Source organism: Leptothoe sp. PORK10 BA2 (genome assembly GCF_034932105.1).
GTDB lineage: Bacteria > Cyanobacteriota > Cyanobacteriia > Phormidesmidales > Phormidesmidaceae > Leptothoe.
The window spans coordinates 11,285-23,472 of record NZ_JAYGIG010000004.1; the positions used below are offsets into that span (position 1 = coordinate 11,285).

Consider the following 12,188-nt stretch of genomic DNA (forward strand, 5'->3'; position numbering starts at 1 on the left):
GTATCAAAAATGGATACGAGCTGCTATCGCCACTCCCCTTGCAGAGTAAAAGCAGCCCAGTAGTAGGGGCTTTGGCCCGCTTCCCACATGTCAAGCTGGGCGGCTCTCAGAGCCGCTGCCGGAGACTGGTTTTCTTCGAGTAAATAGCGATAGAACTCGGTCATCAGGTTAGCTGTGGCTTCGTCATTCACATTCCACAATGAAACGGCGACCCGTTCCGCACCGGCATACATAAATCCTCTGGATAGACCGATAATGCCCTCGCCACTGACCTGTTCCCCGCGCCCAGTCTGACATGCGCTTAGCACCACCAACTCCGCCGATAGTTTCAGGTTAAAGATATCGTGTAGCCGCAGAAAGCCATCATCGCGGCGGTTGCCCTGTTCATCCACCAGGGATAGCACCACCCCCGAAAGCTGGGGGTTCACCGGATTGATAAAGCCATGGGTCGCCAGATGCACCACCCCATAGTCGCCCAGTTTTGGATCGGTTACCCAGTCGTAGTTGGCCTCAAAGTCAAAGGCGGCGAGAGAACGGAGGTTGCGTTGCTGAGCCAGTTGCAGAATGCCGTCGGCTTCGGTGCGGGTAAAGGGCAATGGCAGAATCGCTTGCAGGTTCATATCCCGCAAGTTCCGCTCCGCTTCCCTGGGCAAGTCAGTGTTACTCGCCTGCTTGAGGCGTTCATCAGTGGGCTGGTAAACGGGGTCGGCCAGCACTGCCACCGATAAGGGTTGTTCAGGGCGGTTGCCCAACTGGTGTCGCAGAACAGAAACCGCAGAAATTGAAGGCTGACTGAGAATTTCATGTTCACTGAGCAGTGGCTCATACTGCTCTGCGCCGGGAACTGCCAGGGCGGCGAAGGGTATTTCTGAGAGGATGCCATCCCCAGCCACCAGCAGACGTTTTCCCTCGGCCCAGGCAGGAAGTTCCGGCAGAATCATCGCCGTCAGGGTTTGAGCAGGGCGTCTCACCAGACCCACCGGGCCAGGATTGGCCAGGGCATTGCGAAAGGTGCTGGCAGCGGTATTAATCTCTTCTCGACCGGGCAGGACAACACTTTGAAATTGTTCTGGACCGACTATCCACAGGTAGCTTTGGTCTTCACCGAGGGCGTACTGTAGTAGCACGGTGTCATCATCAAGCACCTGTTGTTGAATCTGGTCTAAGGTGAGCGGACGAGGCTGCACGGTGTCGGCATAGGCAGGGCTGGCTCGGCGGATCTCTGCTAGGGTATTTTCAAGTTGTTGTAAGACGGTCTCGCTTTCCCGGTCGATAGCGGCGGCTTCAGTCTGGGTGTAGTCGCCACTGCGCAGGGCAATGCGACGACTTTCGATCTGTTGTAGCTCGGTTTTCAGAGACTGTTCCTGGGCCAGCAGCGTTGGGTCAACCCCCTGACGAATATCCACATTGGCCTCGCTGAGCAATTCGAGCAGGACCCTGGCCCGTGAGGCTTCACTGGTTTCAAAGGCTGCTTCCGGTCGCCCCAACTGCATCAGAATATGAGTTTTCAGTTGGTAATAATTCTGTACGGTGGCAAAGTAGCTAGAGCGGAGTTCGCCGGGGCTGATATCGAGGCGCAGGTCTTCAATCAAGGTAATGGCATCATTGATAGTTTCAAGGGCATCGTCAAGTTGCCCCTGAGTTTGATAAAGGTGCGCCAGATTGCTTAAGGCATTCGCTTCCTGAGGGCGATCGCCCACGGCCTGGCTCAGGGGCAATGCCTGTTGATAGTGTTCCAGGGCTGATTCTGGCTTACCCAAGCTATAGTAGACAGCGCCAATATTGTTGAGGGTAACCGCCTCACCTGCCCGATCACCTACTGCTCGTCGGAGCGGCAGGGCCTGTTGATAGTAGTCTAAAGCGGCAGTCCAATTACCTAACCTACCGTATGCTCGTCCAGTATTGGTCAGAATAGAGGCCTCACTCCTGCGATCGCCCACGGCTCGACTCAGAGGCAACGCCTGTTGATAATGTTCCAGTGCTGTTGCGATCTCGCCCAGGGTCTCGTAGACAGAGCCCAGGTTGGTCAACGTTGTCGCCTCTAAGGCGCGGTGTCCTACCGCCCGGCTCAAGGATAAAGAGCGTTGATAATAATCCAGAGCGGTTTCTGGATCACCTAAAGAATCATACAGGAGTCCAATATTATTAAGGGTGACAGAAACTTCTCGACGATTGTTGATTGCTTGAAGCAGGGACAATGCCTGTTGATAGTGATCTAGCGCAGTTTGTCGCTCCCCCAGGGAATCGTAAGCAGATCCAATATTGTTAAGGGTCACCCCTTCTTTAAACTGATCTCCAATTTCACGGTGTATCACCAGGGCCTCTTGGTAATAATTCAGCGCCGCTTGTGACTCGCCTGAGTCATTATAGACCAACCCCATAACCGTCAACGTAACGGCTTCGCCTGCGCGATCGCCTACGGTTTGTCGCAGGGCCAGTGCCTGTTGTAAATAGTCCAGGGCAGTTTTCCCTTCACCGATCTCGTTGTAGACCGCCCCAATATTGTTCAGGGCAATGGCTTCACTGGCCGTGTCGCCCATCGCCTGCCACAATGCCAATGCCTGTTGGTAATGGGTCAAAGCACTGTTCTGTTCCCCTAGGTCATTGTAAATACTGCCGATCCTGTTCAGGGTCATGGCTTCCTGCTGCCGATTACCTAACATTTGATAGAGTTGCAGCGCCTGCTGCTGATGGGCTAGCGCAATATCCCACTGGCTGATTGCCTGATAGGAAGCGGCTATGTTACTGAGGGTAACGGCTTCACCAGGGCGATCTCCCACAACTTGCCGCAACGGTAAAGATTGTCGGAAATATTCCAATGCAGTTTCTTGCTCACCCAATGCCTGGTAGACGGCTCCAATGTTGTTGAGGGTTGCAGCTTCTTGCTCTTGATAACCCACAGCCTGACTCAAGGATAGGGCTTGCTGGTAATAGTCCAGGGCGGTTTCTTGCGCTTTCTGCTGAAAGTAGATCAGGCCAATGTTATTGAGGGTAACGGACTCACCCGCGCGATCGCCTACGGCCCGCCGCAGCGGCAGCGCTTGTTGATAATAAGCCAGCGCAGTTTCATGGTCACCCAAAGCACTGTAGGTTAACCCTATGCCATTGAGGGTAGTTGCTTCTCCCGCCTGATTGCCTGTGGCTCGCCGCAGCGGCAGTGCTTGTTGATAATAAGCCAATGCCGTTTCCCAGTCGCCCAGGGAATAGTAAGCTGCACCAATATCATTGAGGACAACAGCCATCTCGTGCTGGGCGTTAACGCTTTGCCAGAGGGATAGCGCCTGCTGCCATCGTTCGATTGCCTGACGCAGCGATGCTTCACTACCTTCCTGGTATAGGCGATCGCCCTCCTGATACAGCCGATTGGCTTCAGCCAAGTCAGCCTGCTGCCCAAGGACAATATCGCCGTCCGTAGCCAGCGCAGTGAGTTCTGCTACAGGCATTAGCCAGAAAGCCGTACTCAGTCCTAAATTTAACCCTATCGCTAGAATCTGCCGTTTTGACAGCATATATGGTTCATTCCTACCCAATGCACGAAATTTGAACGACTAATCACGATTTGATTCCACTGATGGCTTCATACTCATACAGCGCTTGAGGGAGCCAACAGTCAGATTACCCAGGTTGAAACAGACAATCCGCCTGACTCACGATCCCTATCGCCACTCGCCTTGCAGGGTAAAGGCAGCCCAGTAGTAGGGACTTTGCCCGTTTTCCCACATAGAAAGCTGGGCAGTTCTGAGGGCCGCCGCCGGGGATTGGTTTTCTTCCAGTAAATAGCGATAGAACTCAGTCATTAGGTTGGCTGTGGCTTCGTCATTCACATTCCACAACGACACCGCCACCCGTTCCGCACCGGCATACATAAATCCTCTGGATAGGCCGATGATGCCCTCACCTCTGATCTGTTCACCGCGTCCGGTCTGACAGGCGCTTAGCACCACCCACTCCGCCGATAGTTTCAGGTTAAAGATATCGTGAACTGCAGCAAGCCATCATCGCGGCGGTTGCCCTGTTCATCCACCAGGGATAGCACCCCCTCCCCGAAAGTTGGGGATTGACTGGATTGATAAAGTCGAGCTAAGAAGAGGTTTAATTAATGGGGGAAACGGTCTGTTCTGCCAGCCAGCCTTTGCAGTAAAAGTCTAAAATGGGCGGAATTTGATTGAGTGAAATCTCTTTTACATCTGTATCAGCTAACGGGAAGCCTGGACTTCCCTGAGCCGATTGGGAGGCTGCTTCTTTGAGTGCGATCGCATAACCCTCTTCAAAAACAGGTGCAAACAGAGAGGTCGTGATCGACTCAGTTGCTCGGTTGGCACAGGCTTCTAACACCTTGGCTGCTGGATTATTCTCAATCACATGCTCAATACTGTGGTTGGTCGATTCCGTAACGACGCTACTAATCAGAATTGCAGCCACTTCGCGATCATGAGCCGCTTTCTCACTGGCGCTGGACTCGCTATTGTCAGAGGTGGGTGAGCAACCTGCTAAAACCGTTAACAAAACTGAAATGCTGATACTGGCTATAAGACGGTTGTTGTGACTGAAATTATTCTGTTTGAGATTCTGACCAGAAATTGACATCATCGTTTTGCTTACCAATTTTACGGGCCAATAGCAGCCCAAAACAAAACTATCCGAAGTGTGTGCCTATCGATAGTACCCTTTAGGGTACTGATGAAAATCTGTCAAATTCCCTTTATTTGAGGTGTTTGGGCTTTCTCGGAGGAGTCTTCGTGAAGACCGACGGCCCGGGCAAAGAAGGCTTTGGTCCCGGCCATATCTCGGGTGGCACTGAGGCCAGCATCGAGGAGGTTGCCATCCTCATCAATGCCCCGATAGAGATAGCACCACACACCGTTTACTTGAATGAAAGTTGCGTCAATCAACCAGATCTTACCGACTTGGCCTTTTTGTTTTGTTCGGATCTGCTCCGTAAAATGAGGCAGAAAACGTTCCTCCCAATCTCGTACGGTTTTATGGGTGAACTGGAAGCCCCGAAGTAAAAAGAACTCGGACACATCCATGCTAAGCACCCTTGATACAGGTCCTCAAAATGGAGCTTTGTGCTCATTATTCAGGAAATACTGGGTTAAATCACTATTCACGACACTGTTCTATAGGTGCAAAAACTGCCCAATCCTACCCGTTGTCATCACCCTACAAACCACAGCAGAGATCTTAGACACCATACATAATAATTGATAGTGCTACTGCTAAGTTAGGTACTGAAAGGGCTACAGCTATTAAGCTAGATCTTTTCTAAGCAACTACCAGCATATTGCCCATCTTCCCCATGACCCCCACCCTCATCCTTAGAAACTGCACCCTCGACCACGCCCGCCTCGACATCGCCATCGAAGGCGATACCATCATCGCCATTGCCCCGCATCTGGAGATGACTGCCCCCACCGAAATCGACATCTCTGGCCAGCTGGTCAGCCCCCCCTTCGTCGAATCCCACATTCACCTAGACTCAGCCTTAACCGTCGGTCAACCGCGCCACAACCAAAGCGGTACTCTATTTGAAGGCATCGAAATCTGGCGCGATCGCAAGCAAACCCTAACCACGGACGATGTCAAACACCGGGCCATCGCCGCCCTCAAACTCATGGCCAGCCAGGGTACCCTATTTGTCCGTAGCCACGTCGACGTCAGTGAACCCAACCTCACCGCCCTAGAGGGTCTGCTCGAAGTGCGCGATCTAGTCAAAGGCTGGATCACATTACAGATCGTCGCTTTTCCCCAAGACGGCATCTACAGTAACCCTAAAAATGGCAGTCCCAAAAACGACGAACTGATCGAAGAAGCCATCATCCTGGGAGCTGATGCCGTCGGCGGCATTCCCCACTACGAACTCACCCGCGAAGACGGCGTCCGCTCGGTCCATCGCATCTTTGAGCTAGCCGAAAAATATAACCGATTGATCGACATCCACTGCGACGAAATCGACGACGACCAATCTCGCTTTCTCGAAGTGGTCTCCGCCTGTGCATTGCAAACGGGCCTCCAAGAAAAAGTCACCGCCAGCCACACCACCGCATTTGGCTCCTATAACGACGCCTATGCCCTTAAACTCATGGGCTTTCTCAAACGCTCTGGGATTAACTTCATCGCCAACCCGTTAATCAACATTACCCTCCAGGGCCGCACTGATACCTATCCCAAACGCCGGGGCCTCACCCGCGTTAAAGAGTTGTGGCAGGCCGGACTGAATGTGAGCCTCGGTCATGACTGCATCCAAGACCCTTGGTATGGCCTCGGCACCGGCAACATGCTCGACGTCATCTCCATGGCCGTCCACCTATGCCAAATGACCGGCCTCGAAGAAATGGATGCCTGCTATGACATGGCCACCACCCACGGAGCCCGCACGCTGAACCTACAGGACTCCTACGGCATAGCGGTGGGGAAACCGGCCAACCTGATTGTGTTAGACAGCAGCGATAAGTATGACGCCATCCGCCGTCGACCCACCGTCAGCCATGTCATTTCCCGTGGGCAAGTGCTGGTGGAAACCGCGTCACCCCAGGTTAAATGGCAGCGGGATGTGGACTGATGGGCCAGACGGCACGCCTGATGTCGCAAAAGGACAAAGAGCGTGACAGAAAATACAAACTTAAACTTTACTCAGTGGAAGGTGTGGAAGAGTATCGGATACCCCATGGCATGGGTGTTGTTGCTGCATCCTTTTTGCCCTGGTCAACACGACATGACTAAGCTCTATGACTTACTATAAATAAATGTTGTGATTGTACTAGTACTAATTTATTAGTTTCGGTATGATCTATCTGCCTGCGCTGTAATCCCCATTTGCCCCCATGCCCCAGTCAAAGACCTCTAAAACGGCCAAGACAAGCAAATCCAGCAGCAATGGTAAGGCTTCTAGCCAGCAGGCCAGTGGCAAAGCCGCCCCTGGTAAGGCCAGCACAAATGGCAAGGGTGCCACGGCTGGCAAGGGTGGCAAGGGTGCCACGGCTGGCAAAGGTGCCACAGCTGGCCAGACGGCTCCACTCACCAACCTATCGGACTCCCTGATCCGCATTCGCGGTGCCCGTCAGCACAACCTGAAGAACATCAATCTGGACCTGCCCCGCAACCAGATGATTGTGTTTACTGGCGTTTCTGGTTCCGGTAAGTCCTCCCTCGCCTTCGATACGATTTTTGCTGAGGGGCAGCGGCGCTATGTGGAGTCCCTCAGTGCCTATGCCCGACAGTTTTTGGGTCAGGTGGATAAGCCTGATGTGGACTCCATTGAGGGGCTGAGTCCGGCCATTTCCATTGACCAGAAGTCCACCTCCCACAACCCCCGATCGACGGTGGGTACGGTGACGGAAATCTATGACTACCTGCGACTGCTCTACGGTCGGGCCGGGCAACCCCACTGTCCCCAGTGCGATCGCTCTATTGCACCCCAGGCCATTGACCAAATGCTGGACCAGGTGATGGCGCTGCCGGACCGTACCCGGTTTCAGATTTTGGCTCCGGTGGTGCGGGGCAAGAAAGGGACCCATGCCAAATTACTATCGGGCTTAGCGGCGGAAGGGTTTGTGCGGGTGCGGGTGAACGGCGAAATCCGAGAGCTGAACGACAACATTGAGCTGGCTAAGAATAAGACCCATGACATTGAGGTGGTGGTGGACCGCCTGGTGAAGAAGGACGACATCCAGGAACGGCTGGCGGATTCTTTGGCTACCTGTCTGAAGCGGGCTGAGGGCATTGCCATTATTGATATCCTGGAAGACCGCAAGCCGGACAATGTGGTGCCGCTGAAGGGCAAAGGGAAGGCCAAGATGCCCATGGCAGCAGAAGCGGAGGGGGATTATGGCGGTAAACTACCGTCGGAGCTAGTTTTTTCTGAGAATTTTGCCTGTCCCGAGCATGGGGCGGTGATGGATGAGCTGTCTCCCCGGCTGTTTTCGTTTAATTCGCCCTATGGCGCTTGCCCCGACTGCCATGGTTTGGGTAGCCATCGGCGGTTTAATGCGGAACTGGTGGTGCCGGACCCGAGCTTGCCAGTGTATGCTGCGATCGCACCCTGGTCCGACAAGGACAACACCTACTACTTCTCCCTGCTCTACAGCGTCGGCAAAGCCTACGGTTTCGAAATTCAATCCTCCTGGGAGAGCCTCACCGATGAACAGCGGCACATTATCCTCCACGGTTCTCCCGACAAAATTTACATCGAAACCGACTCCCGCTACCGCGACAAAAAAGGCTACGAACGTAAATATGAAGGTGTCCTACCCATTCTGGACCGGCAGTACCACGAGAGCACATCTGATCTCTACAAACAAAAGTTAGAGAAGTATCTCGTCGACCAAGTCTGTGAAACCTGTCACGGAGCCCGGCTGCGGCCAGAGTCCCTAGCGGTCAAACTGGGACCCTACAACATTCTCGACTTCACCAGTGTTTCCATCCGCGACTGTTTGAACAATGTTGAAGATGTCATGGGGAGCAATGGCGGTGAGCCTCTCCTGACTAAGAAACAGCTGGCCATTGGTGAGCTGGTGCTGAAGGAAATCAAAGCCCGACTCACCTTTTTGTTAGATGTGGGATTGGACTACCTCACCCTGGACCGGACCGCCATGACCCTCTCCGGCGGCGAGGCCCAGCGCATTCGCCTAGCTACCCAGATCGGGGCAGGGCTGACGGGTGTGCTATACGTTCTAGATGAGCCCAGTATTGGTCTACACCAGCGGGATAACGAACGCCTCCTAAAGACCCTCAACCGACTGCGCAATTTGGGCAATACCCTGATCGTCGTGGAACATGACGAAGACACCATTCGCGCGGCGGACCACCTAGTGGATATTGGCCCCAGGGCGGGAGTCCACGGTGGTGACATTGTTGTTAATGGCGATATTAATGACCTGCTAAACAGTAAAGAATCCCTCACAGGGGCCTATTTGTCTGGGCGCATGGGGATCGACACGCCCGCTGAACGGCGACCCGGCAACAGTCGTAAGCTGCTCATTCGCAATGCCCGCCGCAACAACTTGCAGAATATCGATGTTGATATTCCCCTGGGTAAGTTTGTTTGCATTACCGGTGTGTCGGGGTCTGGAAAATCCACCCTCATTAATGAGCTGCTGTACCCGGCCCTGCAGCATAACTTTGGTAGCAAAGTACCGGAACCCAATGAAATGGAGCCCATTCAGGGTCTGAGTGCCCTAGATAAGGCCATTGTGATTGACCAGTCCCCCATTGGCCGCACCCCCCGTTCCAATCCGGCCACCTACACGGGGGTGTTTGATGTGATTCGGGATCTGTTTTCTGAGACGATCGAGGCCAAGGCTCGGGGCTATAAGCGGGGACAGTTCTCTTTTAATGTGAAGGGTGGCCGTTGCGAAGCCTGTGGGGGGCAGGGGGTGAATGTCATTGCCATGAACTTTCTGCCCGATGTGTATGTGCAGTGCGAGGTGTGCAAAGGGGCACGCTATAACCGTGAGACATTGCAGGTCAAGTACAAGGGCAAGACCATCTCAGATGTGCTGAATATGACGGCGGAAGAGGCGTTGCACTTCTTTGAGAATATCCATAAGGCAGCCAGCAAGCTACAGACCATGGTGGATGTGGGGCTGGGCTATATTCGTCTGGGACAGACGGCTCCCACCCTCTCTGGTGGAGAAGCACAGCGGATGAAGCTAGCGTCTGAGCTGGCCCGGCGTTCCACGGGTAAGACCATGTATTTGATTGATGAGCCCACCACCGGACTGTCGTTTTACGATGTTCACAAGTTGTTGGATGTGGTGCAACGCCTAGTGGACAAGGGCAATTCGGTGGTGATGATTGAGCACAACCTGGATGTGATCCGTTGCTGCGACTGGATTATTGACCTAGGGCCGGAGGGTGGCGACCGGGGCGGAGAGATTATTGCCGAGGGGACACCGGAGGAGGTGGCCCAGGTGGAGAATTCCTACACGGGCCATTATTTGAAACATGTGTTGGCTCAACATCCACCTAAAGGATAGGCCGATTGGACGGGGTTGAAGCCGTTAGGTCTGAGCTAAACAGCGGGTTAATCAACCCGCTGTTTCAAGCCTAAGCGGCTGATTCGGTGGATGGCTCGCTATCCGCTGGAATCTGGCCTTCCAGTTCGGTAATGGCAGCATTCATAGCGGCTAGGTGGACCTGCATGCGATCGCGAGTAGCCTTAAGCCATTCCAGCCTCATTTTTTGGCAATGGGCATAGAAACTGGCATAGTCACCACGGGTACAGCTACCGGCAGCAGACGAGTTACAGAAAGGAAAAAACATGATGGCAGGTGATGAAAAGAGGTACGCCTATAAGCTAACAACTTTTTAAAAAGATGGCGATTGCTTAAAAGACGGTTAACGGCGCACCCGGCTCCATGTCTTATTCCCCGTAGTGATTGCCTCGGAGGGATGCAGTGGCGGCTGCATCTACCTTGAGGGTGACCGGGTCAATCTCCACCAAGTAGTCCCGCTTGGCCGATTCCACCGTCAGAAACCCATCCAGGACATCTTCCAAGATCATCGCTGGCTCACGTTCCAACGGGTTGCCGTAGCCGCCACCACAGGGGCTAATGGTACGCAACGTATCGCCAGGCTTAGTTTTACGACAGGGAAACTTAGACGGTAAAATTTGTACCCCCTCCCCCTCATGCCCCTCATGATTGGCATTGAAAACTTGCACCCCGCCCGGTGTACCGTCTTCTCCACCAAAAATGCCCCAGGGCGCATACTTATTCCCCTCACCCTCCAAAGACATTTGCCCCGGTGAGAGAAACTGCATATCCCTAATCGAGCCTAGCCCCCCGCGCCATTTCCCAGCACCGCTAGCATCTTCGATCAGCTCATAGCGGGTTACCCTGAGGGGTAAATGGGCCTCAATATCTTCGATAGGATTGTTACGGGTATTAGCATAAAGGGTATCCACCCCATCCATGCCATCCTTCCCATAGCGCCCCCCGTAGCTGCCCTCGGTAATATCCATATAGACCCAATAGTCTTCATCCAGGGCACCACTGTAGGACACCACCTTGATATTGCCAATGCCACCACTGATATTCTGGGGAGCCACCTGGGCCAGCACTTTCATCAAGGTATCCGCAACAATGTTGCCGGGACAGCAGCGGGCAATCACCGGAGCCGGATAAATGGGATTTGCCAGACAGCCCTTGGGGGCAACAATGTGAATGGGACGGGTCAAGCCAGAATTCTGGGGGACATATTCCATCAGGGCGGTATCGAGCAAGACGGACCGCAGGGTAACAAAAATGGCAATATCCACCGTGCCGACAAAGGGCATGTTGATGGGACGGTCATCGATTTGGGGCGCGGTGCCCGTGAGGTCGATGGTCATGTCGCTACCGTCAATGGTGACCGTAACAGCAATTTTTAAGTCTTTTTTACTGGGGTCTGGGTCGTCCAAGAACCCATCGATAAAACCCTCATCGTAGTAGGTGCCATCGGGCAGCTTGGCAATCGCCTGACGGATCATCCGTTCGGAATAGTTCATGAGGACTTCGCTGGCGGCAAGCACCGTATCTAGTCCATACTGATCCACCAGTTCTAGAAACCGTTGTTCACCCACTCGGCAGGCTGCCACTTGAGCTTCAATGTCGCCCACCACCACTTGGGCACTACGAATGTTTTGCCGCAGCATGCGCCAAACCTGACGGTTTTTGACACCCCTTTCGTAGATTTTTACGGCCTTGAACTGTAGCCCTTCAGCAAAGGCATCCACGGCATCCACAATGCCGCAACTGCCGGGAGACGATGAGCCAATATCCAGGTGATGGGCGGTGGTGAAGGAGTAACCAATCAGGTCTTCTCCACGGAAGATGGGAATACCAATGCCAATGTCTGGACCGTGGGAGGCCCCATAGTAGGGGTGATTGTGCAGAATGATATCACCGGGGTAAAACTCCTCTCCGTCTTCTGCCATGGCTTTGAGTACGCCTTGCATATAGCCAGGAATAGGGCCGAGCTGGAGGGGGGTACTATAGGCGCATTCGGCCAGCTGTTGACAGTCGGCATCGAGAATGGCGGCACCAAAGTCCTCGGACTCACGAATGATGCTGGAGTAGGACATGCGAGCCAGCTTGTGCCCCATTTCCAGGGCGATGCCGTTGAGGGCTCCGGCAATGACCTGGGCGGTGACGGGGTCGATTTTAGGGAGTTGGCGGAGTTGGGGAGGAGAGATTGTCATAGCAAGG

6 protein-coding genes and 2 pseudogenes are annotated in these 12,188 nt (G+C 53.7%); 2 read left to right on the forward strand and 6 right to left on the reverse strand.

Annotation, left to right across the window (positions count from 1 at the left end; genetic code table 11):
* Positions 1-23: 23 nt before the first annotated feature.
* From VB741_RS02080 to VB741_RS02095, 4 genes and pseudogenes are all read right to left on the reverse strand, one after another.
* Positions 24-3,443, reverse strand: a complete 3,420-nt coding sequence (locus VB741_RS02080; RefSeq protein ID WP_323363480.1) for a CHAT domain-containing protein — start codon at positions 3,441-3,443, stop codon at positions 24-26.
* Positions 3,444-3,656: 213 nt separating this feature from the next.
* Positions 3,657-4,071 (reverse strand): annotated as a pseudogene (locus VB741_RS02085) (CHAT domain-containing protein); the annotation flags it as partial.
* A gap of 21 nt (positions 4,072-4,092) precedes the next feature.
* A complete protein-coding gene (locus VB741_RS02090; protein ID WP_323363481.1) occupies positions 4,093-4,590 on the reverse strand; it encodes a hypothetical protein in 498 nt (165 codons plus the stop codon).
* A 122-nt stretch (positions 4,591-4,712) separates the two neighbouring features.
* Positions 4,713-5,027 (reverse strand): annotated as a pseudogene (locus VB741_RS02095) (DDE-type integrase/transposase/recombinase); the annotation flags it as partial.
* Between the two features lie 272 nt (positions 5,028-5,299).
* On the opposite strand from VB741_RS02095, the gene codA reads away from it, so the two are divergent.
* Both codA and uvrA read left to right on the forward strand, forming a co-directional pair.
* A complete protein-coding gene (codA, locus tag VB741_RS02100) occupies positions 5,300-6,562 on the forward strand; it encodes a cytosine deaminase (RefSeq protein ID WP_323363483.1) in 1,263 nt (420 codons plus the stop codon).
* A gap of 262 nt (positions 6,563-6,824) precedes the next feature.
* On the forward strand, positions 6,825-9,977 hold the full coding sequence (uvrA, locus tag VB741_RS02105) for an excinuclease ABC subunit UvrA (RefSeq protein ID WP_323363484.1): 3,153 nt from the start codon (positions 6,825-6,827) through the stop codon (positions 9,975-9,977).
* A gap of 70 nt (positions 9,978-10,047) precedes the next feature.
* Here the strand turns inward: uvrA and VB741_RS02110 are convergent, their stop codons facing one another.
* Entirely contained in the window at positions 10,048-10,263 is a 216-nt protein-coding gene (locus tag VB741_RS02110; protein ID WP_323363485.1) for a hypothetical protein, read from the reverse strand.
* Between the two features lie 100 nt (positions 10,264-10,363).
* Complete coding sequence (locus VB741_RS02115; protein WP_323363486.1) at positions 10,364-12,181, reverse strand: hydantoinase B/oxoprolinase family protein; 1,818 nt, start codon at positions 12,179-12,181, stop codon at positions 10,364-10,366.
* Positions 12,182-12,188: the final 7 nt, after the last annotated feature.